Raw genomic sequence first — 18,786 nt, forward strand, 5'->3', positions numbered from 1 at the left:
CTTGCACAAGGCGATGAACGAGCGCACATGTATCGTGACGCGCCAGAACCGGCCGCCGGAAGCCCTGATCCGCTTCGTCGCCGGCCCCGACGGCACGGTTGTGCCCGATCTCAAGCGCAATCTGCCGGGGCGTGGCTGCTGGGTGGGGGCTGAAAAGGCGCTTGTCGCCAGGGCTGCGGCGAAGAACCTGTTTGCCCGCGCCCTCAAGGCGCCGGTCAAGGCGCCGCCGGATCTGGCCGAACGGGTCGATTCGTTGCTGGCGGCCACCGCTTTGGGCGCCCTCGGCCTTGCGCGAAAGGGTGGAGCCGTGGCATTGGGTGCGACCAAGGTGGAAACAGCGGTGCGCAGCGGCCGCGCCGCGGTGGTTTTGCATGCTGCGGAGGCCGCGCAGGACGGCATTCGCAAGATCGCAGCCGCGCGAAAGGCGGTGTCCCATGCCGGCGGCCCGGATGTGCCGGCATTCGAGCTCTTTTCGGAAGCCGAAATGAGTTTGGCATTGGGGGCGACAAATGTGATACATGCTGCCGTGCTTGACCGGGGGCCGGGCATGGCAGCCGTGAAACGCGTGAAGGCGCTTGCCGCTTTCCGGGGCATCGCCCCCGAAATGCCGGCGTCGAGTGCGGCACCTGCCGCAGAGGATGTGGAATGACTGATACGAAGACCGGTGACGACAAGACGCTGAGCGTCAACACGAAGAAGACGTTGACGCTGAAACGGCCCGGCCTGGAGCAGGGCACGGTGCGCCAGAGCTTCTCGCACGGGCGCACGAAGGCGGTCGTGGTCGAAACCAAGAAGCGCAAGTTCAGCCGCCCCGATGAGCGCAGCGAGCAGCCCGCCCCGCCCGCCCCGCCCGCGGCCAAGGCGAAGCCCGTGCAGGCGCCCGCCGCGCCGCCGCGCGAGGCTCCGGCGGCGCGTCCGCAGCCCGCGCGCTCGGGCATGGTGCTCAACGAGCTTTCCACCCAGGAGATCGAGGCGCGCCGCAGGGCGCTGCAGGAGTCCAAGGCGCGCGAGCAGGAGGAACGTGCCCGCGCCGCCGAGGAGGCCAGGCGCCGCGCCGAGGAAGAGGAACGCCGCCGTCTGGAGCGCGAGGAATCCGCCCGCCGGCAGGCGGAGGAGGAGGCCCGGCTGAAGGCCGAAGCCGAGGCGCGCAAGCGCGCCGAGGAGGAAGCCCGCCGCCGCGCTCCGGCCGAGCCCGTGCGCGAGGAAGAGCCGGAGGAGGAGGAAGAGCGCGGCCGCGGCGGCCCCAAGCGCGGCCCCGTCAAGGCGGAAGTGCCGGCCCGTCCGGCAAAGCCGCGCGCCGAGGAGCAGCGCCGGCGCGGCAAGCTGACGCTCACCTCCGCCCTGTCGGACGAGGAGGGCGGCCGTTCGCGCTCGCTGTCCTCCATGCGGCGCCGGCAGGAGAAGTTCAAGCGCACCCAGATCCAGGAACCGCGCGAGAAGGTCTCCCGCGAGGTGGTGATTCCCGAGACCATCACCGTCCAGGAGCTGGCCCAGCGCATGGCCGAGCGCGCCGTCGACGTGGTGAAATACTTCATGAAGCAGGGCCAGATCATGAAGCCCGGCGACGTGATCGACGCCGACACGGCGGAGCTGGTGGCGGTCGAGTTCGGCCACACGGTCAAGCGCGTCGCCGAGTCGGATGTCGAGGAGGGCCTCTTCAACATCGAGGACAGGCCCGAGGACATGGTGCCGCGGCCGCCGGTCGTCACCATCATGGGCCATGTCGACCACGGCAAGACCTCGCTGCTCGACGCCATTCGCCATGCCAATGTGGTTGCCGGCGAGGCCGGCGGCATCACCCAGCACATCGGCGCCTATCAGGTGGAGCAGGACGGCCAGACGATCACCTTCATCGACACGCCGGGCCATGCGGCTTTCACGGCCATGCGCGCCCGCGGCGCGCAGGCCACCGACATTGCCGTGCTCGTGGTGGCGGCCGACGACAGCGTCATGCCGCAGACGGTGGAGTCCATCAATCACGCCAAGGCCGCCAAGGTGCCCATCATCGTGGCGATCAACAAGATCGACAAGCCGGAGGCCAACCCGCAGAAGGTGCGCACGGAGCTGCTCCAGCACGAGGTGTTCGTGGAATCCATGGGCGGCGACGTTCTCGATGTCGAGGTCTCGGCCGTGAAGGGCACCAATCTCGACAAGCTGCTGGAGGCCATTCTCCTGCAGGCCGAGATCCTGGAGCTGAAGGCCAATCCGAACCGCACGGCCGAGGGCGTGGTCATCGAGGCCAAGCTCGACCGCGGCCGCGGCTCGGTCGCCACCGTGCTCGTCCAGGCGGGCACGCTGCGCCCCGGCGATATCATCGTTGCCGGCAACGAGTGGGGCCGCGTGCGCGCGCTCGTCAACGAGCGCGGCGAGCAGCTGAAGGCCGCTCCGCCCTCCACGCCGGTGGAGGTGCTGGGCCTGCAGGGCACGCCGCAGGCTGGCGACCGCTTCGCCGTGGTGGAAAACGAGGCCCGCGCCAGGGAAATCTCCGAATATCGCCAGCGCAAGGCGCGCGAGAAGGCGGTGGCCCGCCAGGCGGGAAGCCGCGGCTCGCTGGAGCAGATGATGTCGCAGCTCCAGTCCTCCGGCCTGAAGGAGTTTCCGCTCATCATCAAGGGCGATGTGCAGGGCTCCATCGAGGCGATCGTCAACGCCATCGAGAAGCTGTCGACGGAGGAGGTGCGCGCGCGCATCGTCCATTCCGGCGCCGGTGCGATCACCGAGAGCGACGTGACGCTGGCCGAGACATCGGGTGCGGCGATCATCGGCTTCAACGTGCGCGCCAACAAGCAGGCGCGCGATGCGGCCGAGCAGGCAGGCATCGAGATCCGCTACTACAACATCATCTACGACCTGGTGGACGACATCAAGGCGGCGATGTCTGGCCTGCTTTCGCCGGAGCGGCGCGAGACCTTCCTCGGCAACGCCGAGATCCTCGAAGTCTTCAACATCACCAAGGTGGGCAAGGTGGCCGGCTGCCGTGTCACGGAGGGCAAGGTGGAACGCGGCGCCGGCGTGCGCCTCATCCGCGACAACGTGGTCATCCACGAAGGCAAGCTGAAGACGCTGAAGCGCTTCAAGGACGAGGTGGCGGAGGTGCCGGTCGGCCAGGAGTGCGGCATGGCCTTCGAGAACTACGAGGACATCCGCGTCGGCGATGTGATCGAGGCCTTCCGCGTCGAGCACGTGAAGCGTACGCTGTAGGGAGAGACGCGATGCCGGCGAGTTTCATGGTCGATGGGCAGCGTCTGCGAGATCGATCCGCTGAAGCGATCGGCAGAGAGTTCCCGGCATCGGGGCGGATTGCCGCATCGGCCGAGCCCCTGCCGGGAGGGCCGGGCCGCCGGACGCCGTCCCGCGCCTTGCAGCACCGGAACTGAACAAGCAGCCGCCGAAGGGCGAACAAGTGCCCCGCTCCTCTTCCCCCTCTCAACGCCAGCTTCGTGTCGGCGAGCAGGCGCGCCATGCGCTTGCCGAAGTCCTGCAGCGCGGCGAGGTGCGCGACCCCGTCGTCGAGGGTGTCGTCATCTCCGTCTCGGAGGTGCGGATGTCGCCCGACCTCAAGATCGCCACCGCCTTCGTGTCGCCGCTCGGCCCGGGCGACAAGGAAGCGGTGGTGGCCGCGCTCAACCGCAACGCCCGTTTCATTCGCGGGCGTGTCTCGCCGGCGATGAGGCAGATGAAGTACATGCCGGAGTTCCGCTTCCGGCTGGACACCAGCTTCGAGAATTTCGAGAAGATCGACCGGCTTCTGAAATCGCCCGAGGTGGCACGCGACCTGGACAGGAAAGACGATGAAGACGAACGCTGATCGCCGCTTCATGGAGAGGGTCGCCTGATGGCGCGCCGCGGCAAGAAGAAGGGCCGGCCGCTCTCCGGCTGGCTGGTGCTGGACAAGCCGGCCGGCATGGGCTCCACGGAGGCGGTGTCGAAGGTAAAGTGGCTTTACAAGGCGCAGAAGGCGGGCCACGCCGGCACGCTCGATCCCCTGGCTTCCGGCATGCTGCCCATCGCGCTGGGCGAGGCGACGAAGACGGTGCCCTATGTGATGGAGGGCGCCAAGGTCTATCGTTTCACCATCGCCTGGGGCGAGGAACGCACCACGGACGATCTGGAAGGCCCGGTTGTCAGGAGCTCCGACAGACGGCCGAGCGAGGAGGAGATCCGGGCGCTCCTGCCCCGCTACACCGGCATCATCATGCAGACGCCGCCGCAGTTCTCCGCCGTCAAGGTGGATGGCGAGCGCGCCTATGACCTGGCGCGCGAGGGCGAGACGGTGGAGATCGCCGCGCGCGAGGTGGAGATCGGCAGGCTCGAGCTTGTGGCCGTTCCGGAGCCCGGCAGGGCCGTTCTGGAGGTGGAGTGCGGCAAGGGCACCTATGTGCGGTCGCTGGCCCGCGATATGGGCCGCGACCTTGGCTGCTACGGCCATGTGGCCGATCTGCGCCGCACCGAGGTCTACCCCTTCGAGGCGCGCCACCTGGTGACCATGCAGGCACTGGAGGAGGCGGCGCAGAATGCAGCGAGCGAAGAGGAGCGTTTCGCCGCCCTCGACGCCTTTCTGATGGACATCGCCGCCGCGCTGGAGGGATTGCCGGAAGTGGCGCTCAGCGACGAGGCCGCTTCGCGCCTCCGCCTCGGCAATCCGGTGATCGTGCGCGGCCGCGACGCGCCCGTCGAGGCGCCGGAAGCCTGGGCCAGCGCCCGCGGGCGCCTGGTCGCCATCGGCGCCGTCGAGGCCGGCATGTTCAAGCCGAAGCGCGTCTTCGGCGTGTAGGCGGCACGCTCCCGGCCTTCAGCGCAGCTCCCGGCGCAGGATCTTGCCGACATTCGATTTCGGCAGCTCGTCGCGGAACTCCACGTGCTTGGGCCGCTTGTAGCCGGTCAGCTCCTTGCGGCAAAAGGCCAGGATGTCCTCCTCGGTGAGCGCGGGATCGCTCCTGACCACGAACAGCTTCGGCACCTCGCCGGAGTGCTCGTCCGGCACGCCGATGGCCGCCACCTCGCGCACACCGGGATGCTGCGCCACCACATCCTCGATCTCGTTGGGATAGACGTTGAAGCCGGAAACCAGGATCATGTCCTTCTTGCGGTCGACGATCTTGACGCGGCCTTCCTCGTCCATGACGCCCATGTCGCCGGAGCGGAAGAAGCCGTCCTCCGTCATGCTGTTCCTGGTCTCCTCGGGGCGGTTCCAGTAGCCGGCCATGACCTGCGGGCCGCGTATGCAGATCTCGCCCACCTCGCCGAGCTTTACCGGGTGGCCGTCGTCGTCGCGGATCGACACCTCGGTGGACGGCAGCGGCAGTCCGATCGTGCCGTTGAACGCGTCATTGTCGAAGCGGTTCACGGTTGCCACCGGCGATGTCTCGGACAGGCCGTAGCCCTGGGAGATGGTGCAGCCCGTCACCTCCTTCCAGCGTTCGGCCACCGCGCGCTGCACGGCCATGCCGCCGCCGAAGGTCAGCACGAGGTTCCTGAAGTCGAGCTTGCGGAAGTCCTCGTTGTTCAACAGCGCGTTGAACAGCGTATTGAGCCCCGGAAACACCGTGAAGTCGTATTTGCCGAGCTCCTTGACCAGTGCTGGGATGTCGCGCGGGTTGGGGATGAGGATGTTGTGCGCGCCAAGCTTCATGCCCATCAGCGCATTCACCGTCAGCGCATAGATGTGGTAGAGCGGCAGCGCGCAGATATAGATCGAATGCTCGGGCCGCGGGCGCTTCAGATAGGCCGTCTCCTGCCAGATCTCGTTCTGCATCACATTGGCGAGCACGTTGCGGTGCAGCAGCATCGCGCCCTTGGAAACACCCGTCGTCCCGCCCGTATATTGCAGGAAGGCGATGTCGTCGAGGCCGACCTCGACGGGCGTGAGCCGGGCTCCGGCTCCCCTCTTCAGGGCCTGCCTGAACGGCACGTGGCCCGGCAGCTCCCAGGCCGGAACCAGCTTCTTCACCCGCCGCACCACGAAGTTCACGATGTGGCCCTTGAGCCCCATCATGTCGCCCATGGTGGCCACCACCACGTGCCGGACCGGCGTGCGGGCGATGGCCGCCTGCAGGGTGGCGGCGAAGTTCTCCAGAATGACGATGGCCTCCGCCCCCGAATCGGCGAGCTGATGTTCCAGCTCGCGCGGGGTGTAGAGCGGGTTGACGTTGACCACGGTATAGCCCGCCCGCAGCACGGCCAGCATCGTCACCGGATACTGCAGCACATTGGGCATCATGATGGCCACGCGCGCGCCCTTCTTCAGCCCGGTCGATTGCAGATAGGCGGCAAAGTCGCGCGAGGCCTTCTCCAGCGCGGCGAAGGTGAGCGTCTTGCCCATGCAGGTAAAGGCGGGCTTTTCGGCAAAGGTGCGGCAGGAGGCCAGCATCATCTCGGCCAGCGAGCCGTATTCGAAATCGCCGATCTCGGCGGGAATTTCCTTGGGATAGCTCTTCAGCCACGGCTTCTGCCCGGCTTCCGGCGCGCGTTCGCGGGCGCCCGCGCGGGCTTTCCCGGCGCCTCCGGTCCCGGCCGTGGAGGCGCTCTTCGCCGCGCTGCGGGGGGAGGCGGATTTTGCCTTCGCCCCGCTGGCCGAAGTCTTGGAGGCGGCCTTCTTCGCCCCGCCCCCGCCGGCGGCGGCGTCGGGCTTGGCGGCCGCCTTCGAGGGCGTCTTGCCGTCGTCCGTGGTCGCCGCGCGCGCGGTTTTCTTGCCAGTCCCCTTACTGGCGGTGCGCGCCCTGGTTTTTCCGCTGGTGGTCGTCTTGGCCAAGTTCTCCTCCCTGGAAAGACTGAATATTACGTTCACGTTCACGTTAATATCCGGTCACGCTGCATCTTGCCACAGGCTTCTCTCGCTGGCTCGTGCTGTCGGCCGTCCTCACCTTATTGCGCGGCGGCGGGGCGGCACAAGCGGGCTTGTGCGGCGACTACTGGCCGAAACCCTTGTGGTCTTCCAGAAACGCCTCCTCCTCGCGCGTGCTGGCGCGGCCAAGGGCGCGGTTGCGATGCGGAAAGCGGCCGAAGCGCTGCACGATGTCCCTGTGCTCCACCGCATAGCGCAGCGACTCCTCGTCGCCCAGGCTCTTGAACAGCATCACGGCATGTTCCTGATCGGCAAGAACCTCCGAGTGCTGGAAGGGCATGTAGAGAAATTGTCTTTCCTCCTTCGACAGCTTCTCGTCCAGCCGCCTGTCGATTGCCTCGCGCGCGATGCGCATCGCAAGGTCGTCCGTTGCAAACGCCCTCGCCGTGCCGCGGAACATGTTGCGGGGGAACTGGTCGAACAGGATGACAGTGGCAAGGGCCGCGTGTGCGTCCTCGGCCGCTTCCTTCGGCAGCTCGGCGCTCAGCCGCTCATAGAGCGCAAGGAAGCGTTGGCGGATCGTCCTGTCGAGCGCTTCCCCGCCTGAAAACCAGCCCTTCGGCCCGATCTCCTCGAACCAGAAGGAAAGAATGCCGTCGATCCAATCATTCGCCATGGATGTCTCCTCGCCTCGGCTTTCCGAACGCCGGTTCCCCGGAACAAGAGGCTCCGAACCCGCAGGCGCCGGCGGCCATTGCGTTCGATTCACCGCCGAAAAGTCTGTGAAACAAAATTCGCAAAAAGCGAAACTATATTGCTCCGAGGGGAGTTTCCTCCCTCCGCGAACTCTGCTTATATGCGGCTTCCAAGAGCCTGTGGGAAGGGCTCACATATAAGAACCAGGGAGAATCCCATGAAAGCGAAAGTCCTATTCGCCGCAGCGCTGCTGGGCGCGACCATGCTGAGCGGCGCGGCGAGCGCCAAGACGCTCGTCTACTGCTCCGAGGGCAGCCCGGAAGGTTTCGACCCGGCGCTCTATACGGCGGGCACCACCTTCGACGCATCCTCCAAGGCGGTCTACAATCGTCTGGTGCAGTTCGAGCCCGGCACCACCAATGTCGTTCCCGGTCTTGCCGAGAGCTGGGAGGTCTCCGAGGACGGGCTGGAGATCACCTTCCGCCTGCGCGAGGGCGTCAAGTTCCACAGCACGGATTTCTTCACCCCGAGCCGCGACTTCAACGCCGACGACGTGCTGTTCTCCTTCCAGCGTCAGCTCGACGAGGCGCACCCCTATCACGCCTATGTGGAGGGTGCGAGCTGGGAATACTTCAACGCCATGTCCATGCCGGATCTCGTCGAGTCCATCGAGAAGGTGGACGACATGACGGTGAAGTTCGTGCTGACGCGGCCTGAGGCGCCCTTCATCGCCAATCTGGCCATGGACTTCGCCTCGATCCTGTCCAAGGAATATGCCGATCAGCTGGCCGAGGGCGGCCGCATGTCGGACCTCAACCAGCGCCCGGTCGGCACGGGCCCGTTCCAGTTCGTGGCCTACCAGCCCGACGCGGTGATTCGCTATCGCGCCCACCCCGACTACTGGAACGGCAAGCAGCCGATCGACGATCTGGTCTTCGCCATCACCACCGATGCCTCGGTGCGCCAGCAGAAGCTTCTGGCCGGCGAATGCCACATCATGCCCTATCCGAACCCCGCCGACATCGCGAGCCTCAAGGCCAATGACCAGCTCACGGTGATGGAGCAGGAGGGTCTGAACGTCGGCTATCTCGCCTACAACACCCAACAGGAGCCCTTCGACAGGGCCGAGGTGCGCAAGGCGCTCAACATGGCCATCAACAAGCAGGCCATTCTCGATGCGGTGTTCCAGGGCGCCGGCCAGATCGCCAAGAACCCGATCCCGCCGACGATGTGGTCCTACAATGAGGAGATCGAGGACGATCCCTACGATCCCGAGGCCGCCCGGAAGATGCTGGAGGAGGCCGGCGTCACCGATCTTTCGATGAAGGTCTGGGCGATGCCCGTGCAGCGGCCCTACAACCCGAACGCCCGCCGCATGGCCGAGCTCATCCAGGAGGATTTCTCCAAGGTCGGCGTGAATGTCGAGATCGTCTCCTATGAATGGGGCGAGTATCTGGAGCGTTCCAAGGCTGTCGACCGGGATGGCGCCGTGCTGCTCGGCTGGACGGGCGACAACGGCGACCCGGACAATTTCCTCGCCGTGCTTCTGGGCTGTGACGCCGTAGGCGGCGCCAACCGCGCCCAGTGGTGCAACGAGGAGTTCGACGCGCTGGTCCAGAAGGCCAAGACACTGTCCTCGCAGGAGGAGCGGGCCGAGCTCTACCGGCAGGCGCAGGTTGTCTTCAAGCGCGAGGCGCCGTGGGCCACGATCGCCCATTCCATCGTGTACATGCCGATGCGCAAGGAAGTGACCGGCTACAAGATGGACCCGCTGGGCGGCCACGCCTTCGAGGGCGTCGACCTGGCCGAATAGTCAACCCCCGCAAGGAAAGGGAACCGGCGGCAGCGTGAGCTGCCGCCGGCCTTTGCTGTTTCATGATCCGTTTTCTGCTTTCGCGGCTGGCGCTGCTGATCCCGACCTTCATCGGGGTCTCCATCGTCGCCTTCTCCTTCATACGCCTGTTGCCGGGCGATCCCATCATGCTGCTTGCCGGCGAGCGCGGCATGAGCGAGGAGCGCTATCAGGAGCTGCAGAGCGCGCTGGGCTTCGACAGGCCGCTGGTGGTGCAGTATTTCGACTATCTGCTCGACCTGCTGCAGGGTGACTTCGGCACATCCATCGTCACCAAGCGGCCGGTCCTGCAGGAGTTTCTCACGCTCTTCCCGGCAACGCTCGAATTGTCGCTCTGCGCCATCCTTCTGGCCGTCGCCATCGGCGTTCCGGTGGGTGTCCTGGCAGCGGTGCGGCGCGGCTCCTGGCTCGACCAGACGGTGATGGGAACCGCGCTCGTCGGCTATTCCATGCCCATCTTCTGGTGGGGGCTTCTGCTCATTATCCTGTTTTCCGGCGTGCTCGGCTGGACGCCGGTTTCCGGCCGCATCTCGCTTCTCTACTATTTTCCGCAGGTCACCGGTTTCATGCTGATCGACAGCCTGCTGTCGGGCCAGGAAGGCGCTTTCCGCTCCGCCGTCTCGCATCTCGTCCTGCCGACGATCGTGCTCGCCACCATACCGCTTGCCGTGATCGCGCGGCAGACACGCTCGGCGATGCTTGAGGTTCTCGGCGAGGACTATGTCCGCACGGCCCGCGCAAAGGGGCTGCCGCCGGCACGCGTGATCGGCCTGCATGCGCTGCGCAACGCGCTCATCCCGGTCATCACCACCATCGGCCTGCAGGTCGGCGTGCTGCTCGCCGGCGCCATCCTGACCGAGACCATCTTTTCCTGGCCGGGCATCGGCAAGTGGATGGTCGACAGCGTCTTCAAGCGCGACTACGCGGTGGTGCAGGGCGGTCTTCTGCTGATTGCCGGCATCATCATGATCGTCAACCTGATCGTGGACCTGCTCTACGGTCTGGTGAACCCAAGGATCAGGCACTGAAGCCATGGCCACCACAAACACCAAGGAAACCAGCGCGGTGAGCCTGGAGGATGGCGCGGCGATCGCCGTCACCCGCCGCGAAAGGCTCGCCGAGTTCTGGTACTATTTCAGTCAGAACCGGGGCGCCGTCATCGGCCTTGCCGTCTTCGTCGTCATCGTCGCAATCGCCGTCCTGGCGCCGCTCATTGCGCCCCACAGCCCGAGCCTGCAGAACCGGGACGCCCTCCTGCTGCCGCCCGTCTGGCAGGAAGGCGGGCGCTGGTCGTTCGTCCTGGGTACGGACGCCGTGGGCCGCGACATTCTCTCGCGGCTCATCTACGGCGCGCGTTTCTCGCTGTTCATCGGTCTCGTCGTCGTCTCGCTGGCCGTTTCGGTGGGCATCGTCATCGGCCTCGTGGCCGGCTATTTCCGCGGCGCCATCGACACGGTGGTGATGCGCATGATGGACATCATCCTTGCCTTCCCGTCCCTGCTTCTGGCGCTGGTGCTGGTGGCCATTCTCGGGCCGGGGCTGGTCAACGCCATGATCGCCATCGCGCTGGTTCAGCAGCCGCACTATGTGCGCCTCACCCGCGCAGCCGTGATGGCGGAGAAGGGCAGGGACTACGTGACCGCGGCCCGAGTGGCCGGTGCCGGCAACATCCGCCTGATGTTCAAGACCATCCTGCCCAATTGCACCGCCCCGCTCATCGTGCAGGCGGCGCTTTCCTTCTCCGCCGCTATTCTGGACGCTGCCGCGCTGGGCTTCCTCGGCATGGGCGCCCAGCCGCCGACGCCGGAATGGGGCACCATGCTGGCCGAGGCCCGCGAGTTCATCCTGCGCGCCTGGTGGGTCGTCACCTTCCCCGGCCTTGCCATCCTGATCACGGTGCTGGCCATCAACCTGATGGGCGACGGCCTGCGTGACGCGCTCGATCCGAAGCTGAAGAGGTCCTGACATGGCCCTGCTCGAGATTGAAAACCTCACCGTCGAGTTCGAGACCGCGGCCGGCACGCTGCGCGCCGTCGACGGCATCTCGCTCTGCGTGGAGGAAGGCGAGGTGCTGGCCATCGTCGGCGAGTCGGGGTCGGGCAAGTCCGTCTCCATGCTCGCCGTGATGGGGCTCCTGCCCTGGACCGCGACGGTGAAGGCCGACCGCATGGCCTTTCAGGGCCGCGACATGCTGAACCTGGAGCCGGCCGAGCGGCGCAAGATCATCGGCAAGGACATCTCCATGATCTTCCAGGAGCCGATCGCCAGTCTCAATCCCTGCTTCACCGTCGGTTTCCAGATCCAGGAGACGCTGCGCCAGCACACGGATCTGGACCGCGCCGCGCGCCGCCGCCGCGCCATCGAGCTTCTGGAAGCGGTCGGCATACCGGACCCGCAGGAGCGGCTGGGCTCCTTCCCCCACCAGATGTCGGGCGGCCAGTGCCAGCGGGTGATGATCGCCATCGCGCTCGCCTGCGACCCGAAGCTTCTGATCGCCGACGAGCCCACCACGGCGCTCGACGTGACCATCCAGAAGCAGATCCTCGATCTGCTCATGGACCTGCAGGCCAGAACCGGCATGGGCATGATCCTGATCACCCATGACATGGGCGTGGTGGCCGAGACGGCCGACCGCGTGGTGGTGCAGTACAAGGGGCGCAAGATGGAGGAGGCCGATGTGCTGTCCCTCTTCGAGCGCCCGCAGCACCCCTATACAAAGGCGCTGCTTGCCGCCCTGCCGGAGAACGCCGTGGGCGACCGGCTGCCCACGGTGGCCGATTTCTCCCTCGATGACACGCCCTACACCGGAGCACGCCCATGAGCGAGATCGTTCTGGAAACCCGCAATCTGGTGCGCGACTATGTGATCGGCGGCGGTCTGTTCCGCCCGTCGCGCGTCATACACGCGGTCAAGGGTGTCAGCCTCAAGCTCGAAAAGGGCAAGACGCTGGCGATCGTCGGCGAGTCGGGCTGCGGCAAATCCACGCTGGCGCGCATGATCACCATGATCGACGCGCCCACGGCCGGCGAGCTCCTCATCGACGGCGAGCAGATCGACATCGCCAGGAAGACGCTCACGCCCGAGCAGCGCCGCAAGGTGCAGATCGTTTTCCAGAACCCCTACGGATCGCTCAATCCGCGCCAGAAGATCGGCGATGTGCTGATGGAGCCGCTGATCATCAATTCGGACCTGCCGGCGGCCGAACGCCGCGACCGGGCCTTTTCGATGCTTCTGAAGGTGGGCCTGCGGCCCGAGCACTTCAATCGCTATCCGCACATGTTCTCCGGCGGTCAGCGCCAGCGCATCGCCATTGCCCGCGCGCTGATGCTCAACCCCCGCCTTCTGGTGCTGGACGAGCCCGTCTCCGCGCTCGATCTCTCCGTTCAGGCGCAGGTGCTCAACCTCCTGGCCGACCTGCAGGACGAGTTCGGGCTCACCTATGTCTTCATCAGCCACGATCTGTCCGTGGTGCGCTACATCGCCGATGAGGTGATGGTGATGTATTTCGGCGAGGCGGTGGAATACGGCACGCGCGAGGAGGTCTTCTCCAATCCGCAGCACGAATACACCAGGACCCTGTTCGCCGCCACGCCGCGCGCCGATGTGGAGAGCATCCGCCGCAGGCTCGCGAGGAAGGCGGCCTGAAAAGCGCCGCCGTCCGTCACCGCGGCGAAGCGGTGAAGCCCATCGCGCGGGCCCATCGCGCCTGCTCCGCCGCCTGCTCGAAAAGCCAGTCGCGCAGCGCCGCCCGGCCGGGCCAAGGGGTCGGGCCGCTAGACCGGTCCATCGTTTCGATGAAACGCTGATCCGGTCCATCTCTTTGTTTTTGCCGCATTTGCGCGACGCCAGATGATTCCATCTGGCTGCAAAATGCTGTAGGCGGAGTGCGCCGCGCTGCGGGCAAGACCGGGGCGGGTGAAGCACGGCCCGGCCTGACGGGCACCCGTCAGACCACCATCACCGGGCAGGTCGCAAGGCTCGTGACCTTGTGCGAGACGCTGCCGAGCAGATAGCCCTCCAGGTCGCCGAGGCCGCGACTGCCCAGCACGATGAGATCCACCTCGTGCTCCTTGGCGAACCGCACGATGGTGCGCGCCGGCTGGCCCGGTTTCACGAAGGCGCGCAGCTTGTCGGCGCCGTTTTCCAGGGCGAACTTCTTGGCTTCCTCCGCTACCTCCCTGGCATAGCCCCTGAGCACGTCGTCCAGATTCTCCGGCTCGGTGGGGCGCACCATCGACATGGAGGCTTCGAGCAGGCTGTGATGGCGGAACACGGTGAGGAGCACAAGCTCCGCCTTTGTAAGCTTCTGCATCTCGACCGCCACCCGCAGCGCCCTCAATGCGCCTTCCGAGCCGTCGACGGGCACCAATATGCGCTTGAACATGGCAGCACCTTTATCGGAATGCCAGGTCGCGCAGGAAAAGCGCGATCTGCGGGAAGAAGATGAGCGCGACCGAGACGCCGATGAGGATGAGCGTGAAGGGCGCAATACCCCTGATCACCGCGGCATAGGGCCGCTTGAAGATGGCGATGGCGGTGAAGATGTCGCATCCGAAGGGAGGCGTCGCCGAGCCGATGGCCACCTGCAGCGTGATGATGGTGCCGACCAGAACCTTGTCGAGGCCCACCGCATCCACCACCGGGGCGAAGATGGGCACCAGCACCAGGATGACCACGATCGGGTCCACGAACATGCAGCCGACGAAGAAGGAAACCGATATGACGGCCAGCACCGCCTTCGGCCCCATCTGGTCGATGCCGATGGAGCCCAGCAGCTGCTGCGGTATCTGCGCAAAGGAGATCACCCAGGAAAAGGCGGCGCCAGCCCCCACCAGGACGAACACCACCGCCGTGATGAGCCCGGTCGACTTGGCGATCCTGTAGATGTCCACCGCGTTCAGCGAGCGGAACACGATGAACTCCAGAATCAGCGCATAGAGCACGCAGGCCGCCGCCGCCTCTGTGGGGCTGAAGACGCCGCCATAGATGCCGCCGACGATGATGACCGGAAAGCCGAGCGGCCAGATCGCCTGGCGCACCGCCGCAAGCCGCTCCGACCAGGGCGCTTTCGGCTCCGTCGGCACGCCCTTGATGGTCGCATAGATCATGCAATAGGCCGAAAAGAGCACCAGCAGCAGGAGCCCCGGCCCGATGCCGGCGATGAAAAGCTCGGAGATCGAGGTGGAGGAGACGACGCCATAGATGATCATGCCGATCGACGGCGGGATCAGGAAGGCGATGTCGCTGGCGTTGATGATGAGCGCCAGCACGAAGGAGTCGTTGTAGCCCGCCTTGAGCATGCGTGGCCGCAGCGGCGAGCCCACCGCCACCACCGTGGCCTGGGTGGAGCCGGAGACGGCGCCGAAGAGCGTGCAGGCGGCGGCGGTGGAAACGGCAAGCCCACCCTTGATATGGCCCACGAAGGCCATGACCATGTCGATGAGACGGCCGGCCGACTGGCCGCGCGTCATGATGTCGGCAGCCAGGATGAACATCGGCACGGCGATCAGCGAGGCCGGGCGAATGCCGGCCAGCATCTGCTGCACCATGAAGGTCATGCGCTCGAAGCCGCCGAACAGCTCGTAGAATCCATACATGGAGCCCAGAAGCAGGGGCACCATCATGGGAAAGCCCAGCAGCAGCAGGGCGATCATGATTGCGGAGATCTTCAGTGCCATGGTCGCCCCCTCAGACTTCGATCTCGTCGTCCTCGTATCCCTCCAGCACGTGGGTGGAGAGATAGATGTCCTTCTGAACCGCGTTCTTCACCGCCGTCAGCGCGTACTGGATGCCGGTGACGAGGAAGCCGAGCGGCACCCAAAGATAGATCCAGTAGACCGGAATCTGCATGGCCGGCAGGATGCGGCCGGATGTTGCAACCGAGAGGATGTAGCCGACGGAAAAGTAGCACAGAGCGAACATGAGCGCCGCCGTCACGGAGGCGATGACGATCATCAGCAGCTTGCGCGTCTTCGCCGGCAGCGCGTCATAGATGGCCGACATTCGGATGTGGCGCCCGTGACGTGCGGCATAGCCGATGCCGGCGAAGGTGATGAGCACGATCAGGGTGCGGTTCAGCTCCTCGGAGAAGAAGATGCTCGACTGGAAGACGAAGCGGCCGACCACATTGGCCATGGTGTTGATGGCCATGAGGATCACGCCGGCCGCCAGGATGAAGGATTCGGCGTGGCTTATCCCGGTGTCGATCGTGCCCAATATACCGGGCAGGGTGGAGGCGTAGGCGTCCTTCCGCTTGTCCTTGTTCTCTTCTGCGCTGCCCATTCCCGTTCCCCTCCTTGTGCCTGGTGCGCCCGCGGCCGGGGAGGCCGCGGGCTGCCGAGTCCTGCCGGCGATCGGGCAGCTACTGGGTGGCGGCCTGAAGGTCCTTCTTCATCTGTTCGAGAATCGCCTTGCCGCTCTCCCCGGTCATTTCGATGAACTTCGCCTCGACCTCCGCCGCGGCCTCCTTGAAGGGCTGGCGCTGCTCCTCGGTCAGCACCACGACATTGATGTCGGGGCGGGCCTCCTTGATCTTCTCAAGCGACCTCTCGCTCAGGCCCTCCTGGTATTCGAGAATATGCTCGAAGGAGACGTCGATCGCATCGCGGATGAGCTGCTGCTCCTCCTCGGCCAGCCCGTCGAAGAACGCCTTGTTGGCCATCACCGCGGTGGTGAAGTTGTTGTGCCCGGTGAAGGTGATGTAATCGGTGACCTCGTACATCTTGGTCGACTCCACCCAGAACAGCGGGTTCTCCTGGCCCTGGATGATGTTGGTCTGCAGGGCGCCGAAGACCTCGCCCCAGGGAAGCGGCGTCGGCGTCGCGCCGAAAGCCTGGTAGCTTTCCACCAGCAGCGGATTGGTCATGACGCGGAACTTCACCTCGTCGAGGTCGGCAGGCGTGGTAACCTTCTCCTTGGTGGTCATCACCACCTCGCCTTCCGGGAACATGGTGAGCAGCTCAAGCCCCTGCTCGGCATAGAGCGCGGGGAACATCTCGTTGATGGCCTTGGAATTGCGGAAGAAGTCGCCCAGCTTCTCCGATTCCGCGGGCAGCAGATAGGGGACGAAGAACACCTGCGCTTCCGGGATCAGCGCTCCGGTGAAGCCCGGCGACTGGTCCACGAACTGCAGGATGCCGGCCTGTGCCTGCTCCATGATGTCCGCCGATTCGCCCAGCGTGCCGAAGGGGAAGAGCTGGATCTGATGGTCCGAATTGGCCTCGATCTCCTCCTTGAACTTCTGGGCGAAGACGCCCTGCACGTCGGTCATCGCCTCCTCGAAGGCGTATTTCCATGTGTCCGCGGCAGCCTGGCCGACGCCCGCCACAAGGGCGGCAGCCCCGGCGATGCCGGCGAAAAGACGGATGCGTAGTGCGGTCATGACAGTTCTCCTCTGGTGGTCATGGGCTTTGTCGCCAATCGTGGCGGGGCGGGCGGCGCATGCCGCCCGGCCTTGCGCGGCTTACCGGGCCGGCAGCCAGCCCGGAACGGTCGCAAAGCCCGGGGTGCGGACCGTCAGGCGCGTTCTCTCCCGGCCGGCATTGCAGCGGCGGGAACCGTTGATGGGGCGGGAAAGATTGAGGAGAAGCCGAGAGGCCGCCGCATTCCTAAGGCTTCGTACAGAGCAGCATTTCCGCCCTGCCGGTGCCTGGAGCCGATTGTCGCGGCGTATCTCGGGTGCGGCCAAGCGCCCCTCCTCCTCCTCATGATCGACACGATGTGTGCCGCAAGCGTGAAACAGAGCGCGCGCGAAGTCAAACGTATATTGACGCCTCCTCCGGTCGCCAGGAAAGTTTGCCGGCTTATCGAGCGTGGCCGCGTCTCAGGCGCGCGCTTCCGCCTGGCGGCTGAGCACCTGTTTCAGATTGAAGGCCGCCTCCATGAGGTTGCGTGTGTATGCGCTCTTCGGCCGCTCGAACACCTCGTCGGTCGCCCCTTCCTCCACCACCTGCCCGGCCTTCATGACGATCGTGTAGTCGGCCAGCGCCCGCACCACCGCGAGATCGTGGCTGATGAAGATGAAGGACAGGTCGTAGGCATCCTGGATGCGCCGCAACAGCGCGATGATCTGCTTCTGCACCGAGCGGTCCAGCGCCGAAGTGGGTTCGTCCAGCACGATCACCGTCGGTTTCAGCACCACAGCGCGGGCGATGGCGATGCGCTGGCGCTGACCGCCGGAAAACTCGTGCGGGAAGCGGTTGCGCATGGCCGGATCGAGGCCGACCTCCTTCAGCGCTTCCGTGGCCGCCTGCGCCCGCTCTCGTGCCGAAAGCTGCGGCTCGTGCACCAGCAACCCCTCGGTGATGATCTCGCCCACCGTCATGCGCGGGCTCAGGGAGCCATAGGGATCCTGGAACACCATCTGGAGGTTGCGCCGGTAGGGACGCATTGCGGCGCGCCCGAGCCCGTGGATGGGCGTGCCCTGATAGACAACGCGGCCCTCGCAGGGCAGGAGCTGCAGGAGCGCGCGCCCGAAGGTCGACTTGCCCGAGCCCGATTCGCCGACGATGCCGACCGTCTGCCCCGCCCTCAGGGAAAGCGTCACCTCCCGCACCGCCTTGAGCTCGAAGCCGGGGGAGAACAGCCCTCCCTTGGCCTGAAAGGTGACGGACACCCGGTTGGCGTCGAGAAGGATGGGCGCGCTCTCCGGCACCGGGGGCTTGCGCCCCTCCGGCTCGGCGGCGAGCAGCATCCGGGTATAGTCCTTGGTGGGACGGGTGAAGATTTCCCGCGTCGTGCCTTCCTCCACGACCCTGCCGTGCTGCATCACATAGACACGGTCTGCAAACGCCTCGACAATGGCCAGATCGTGCGTGATGAACAGAATGGCCATGCCCAGCTTGCGCTGGAGCTCGGCGAGAAGGCCCAGGATTTCCGCCTGGATCGTCACGTCCAGCGCCGTGGTCGGCTCGTCGGCGATCAGAAGGTCGGGGTTGTTGGCCAGCGCCATGGCGATCATCACGCGCTGCCGCTGGCCGCCGGAAAGCTCATGCGGATAGGACTTGAGGCGCCGCTCTGGCTCGGGAATGTGCACGAGTTCCAGAAGCTGCAACGCCCGCGCGCGGGCGGCCGACGCCGACAGCCCCCCATGCACCATCAGCGGCTCCGAAATCTGCCGCCCGATGGTGTAGAGCGGGTCGAGCGAGGTCATCGGCTCCTGAAAGATCATGGTGATCCTGGCGCCGCGGATACGGTTCAGCCTGTCGCGCGGCAGCCCGATCAGCTCCTGCCCGCGATAGGTGGCGGAGCCTTCCGCGCGGCCGTTGGCCGCCAGAAGCCCCATCGCCGCCATCATGATCTGGCTCTTGCCGGAGCCGGACTCCCCCACCACCGCCACCGTCTCGCCGGCATTGACATGCATGTTCACCCCGCGCACCGCCTCCACTTCGCCGTCCGGCGTGTCGAAGGTGACGCGGATGTCGCGGATGTCGAAGATCGTCTCGGTCTTCTTCAT

General features: G+C 65.9%; 16 protein-coding genes. 9 read left to right on the forward strand and 7 right to left on the reverse strand.

What is annotated here, in order from left to right:
• Positions 1-13 precede the first annotated feature (13 nt).
• From NYR58_RS07240 to truB, 4 genes are all read left to right on the forward strand, one after another.
• Complete coding sequence (locus NYR58_RS07240) at positions 14-649, forward strand: RNA-binding protein (protein ID WP_261519810.1); 636 nt, start codon at positions 14-16, stop codon at positions 647-649.
• Positions 646-3,201, forward strand: a complete 2,556-nt coding sequence (gene infB / locus NYR58_RS07245) for a translation initiation factor IF-2 (RefSeq protein ID WP_261519811.1) — start codon at positions 646-648, stop codon at positions 3,199-3,201. Before NYR58_RS07240 ends, infB begins: the two co-directional genes overlap by 4 nt.
• 202 nt (positions 3,202-3,403) lie before the next feature.
• On the forward strand, positions 3,404-3,808 hold the full coding sequence (rbfA, locus tag NYR58_RS07250) for a 30S ribosome-binding factor RbfA (RefSeq protein WP_261519812.1): 405 nt from the start codon (positions 3,404-3,406) through the stop codon (positions 3,806-3,808).
• Between the two features lie 27 nt (positions 3,809-3,835).
• Positions 3,836-4,774, forward strand: a complete 939-nt coding sequence (gene truB, locus NYR58_RS07255) for a tRNA pseudouridine(55) synthase TruB (RefSeq protein ID WP_261519813.1) — start codon at positions 3,836-3,838, stop codon at positions 4,772-4,774.
• 18 nt (positions 4,775-4,792) lie between these two features.
• On the opposite strand, the gene NYR58_RS07260 is transcribed toward truB, so the two are convergent.
• Positions 4,793-6,751 carry a long-chain-fatty-acid--CoA ligase gene (locus tag NYR58_RS07260; RefSeq protein ID WP_315903326.1) on the reverse strand — a complete coding sequence of 653 codons (1,959 nt, stop codon included), beginning with the start codon at positions 6,749-6,751 and terminating at the stop codon, positions 4,793-4,795.
• A 157-nt stretch (positions 6,752-6,908) separates the two neighbouring features.
• Positions 6,909-7,460: a DUF924 family protein gene (locus tag NYR58_RS07265; RefSeq protein ID WP_261519814.1), complete on the reverse strand. Its 552-nt coding sequence runs from the start codon at positions 7,458-7,460 to the stop codon at positions 6,909-6,911.
• A gap of 237 nt (positions 7,461-7,697) precedes the next feature.
• Here NYR58_RS07265 and NYR58_RS07270 point away from each other — a divergent pair, with 237 nt between their 5' ends.
• The 5 genes from NYR58_RS07270 to NYR58_RS07290 all read left to right on the forward strand — a co-directional run bounded on the left by NYR58_RS07270 (position 7,698) and on the right by NYR58_RS07290 (position 12,977).
• On the forward strand, positions 7,698-9,293 hold the full coding sequence (locus tag NYR58_RS07270; RefSeq protein ID WP_261519815.1) for an ABC transporter substrate-binding protein: 1,596 nt from the start codon (positions 7,698-7,700) through the stop codon (positions 9,291-9,293).
• A gap of 62 nt (positions 9,294-9,355) precedes the next feature.
• A complete protein-coding gene (locus NYR58_RS07275) occupies positions 9,356-10,360 on the forward strand; it encodes an ABC transporter permease subunit (protein ID WP_261519816.1) in 1,005 nt (334 codons plus the stop codon).
• 4 nt (positions 10,361-10,364) lie between these two features.
• Complete coding sequence (locus NYR58_RS07280; RefSeq protein ID WP_261519817.1) at positions 10,365-11,297, forward strand: ABC transporter permease subunit; 933 nt, start codon at positions 10,365-10,367, stop codon at positions 11,295-11,297.
• 1 nt (position 11,298) lies between these two features.
• Positions 11,299-12,153: an ABC transporter ATP-binding protein gene (locus NYR58_RS07285; RefSeq protein ID WP_261519818.1), complete on the forward strand. Its 855-nt coding sequence runs from the start codon at positions 11,299-11,301 to the stop codon at positions 12,151-12,153.
• Positions 12,150-12,977 (forward strand): dipeptide ABC transporter ATP-binding protein, encoded by an 828-nt coding sequence (locus tag NYR58_RS07290; protein ID WP_261519819.1) that lies wholly within the window; start codon positions 12,150-12,152, stop codon positions 12,975-12,977. Before NYR58_RS07285 ends, NYR58_RS07290 begins: the two co-directional genes overlap by 4 nt.
• 301 nt (positions 12,978-13,278) lie before the next feature.
• Here NYR58_RS07290 and NYR58_RS07295 read toward each other — a convergent pair whose 3' ends face one another.
• The 5 genes from NYR58_RS07295 to NYR58_RS07315 form a co-directional block, all read right to left on the reverse strand.
• Positions 13,279-13,716, reverse strand: a complete 438-nt coding sequence (locus tag NYR58_RS07295) for a universal stress protein (RefSeq protein ID WP_261519820.1) — start codon at positions 13,714-13,716, stop codon at positions 13,279-13,281.
• Between the two features lie 10 nt (positions 13,717-13,726).
• Positions 13,727-15,010, reverse strand: a complete 1,284-nt coding sequence (locus NYR58_RS07300; RefSeq protein ID WP_261519821.1) for a TRAP transporter large permease — start codon at positions 15,008-15,010, stop codon at positions 13,727-13,729.
• Between the two features lie 10 nt (positions 15,011-15,020).
• A complete protein-coding gene (locus NYR58_RS07305; RefSeq protein ID WP_261519822.1) occupies positions 15,021-15,614 on the reverse strand; it encodes a TRAP transporter small permease in 594 nt (197 codons plus the stop codon).
• Between the two features lie 79 nt (positions 15,615-15,693).
• Positions 15,694-16,713 (reverse strand): TRAP transporter substrate-binding protein, encoded by a 1,020-nt coding sequence (locus NYR58_RS07310; RefSeq protein ID WP_261519823.1) that lies wholly within the window; start codon positions 16,711-16,713, stop codon positions 15,694-15,696.
• A 441-nt stretch (positions 16,714-17,154) separates the two neighbouring features.
• Positions 17,155-18,786, reverse strand: a complete 1,632-nt coding sequence (locus NYR58_RS07315) for an ABC transporter ATP-binding protein (protein ID WP_261519824.1) — start codon at positions 18,784-18,786, stop codon at positions 17,155-17,157.

The sequence above is a fragment of the Chelativorans intermedius genome (assembly GCF_025398255.1).
Lineage (GTDB): Bacteria > Pseudomonadota > Alphaproteobacteria > Rhizobiales > Rhizobiaceae > Chelativorans > Chelativorans intermedius.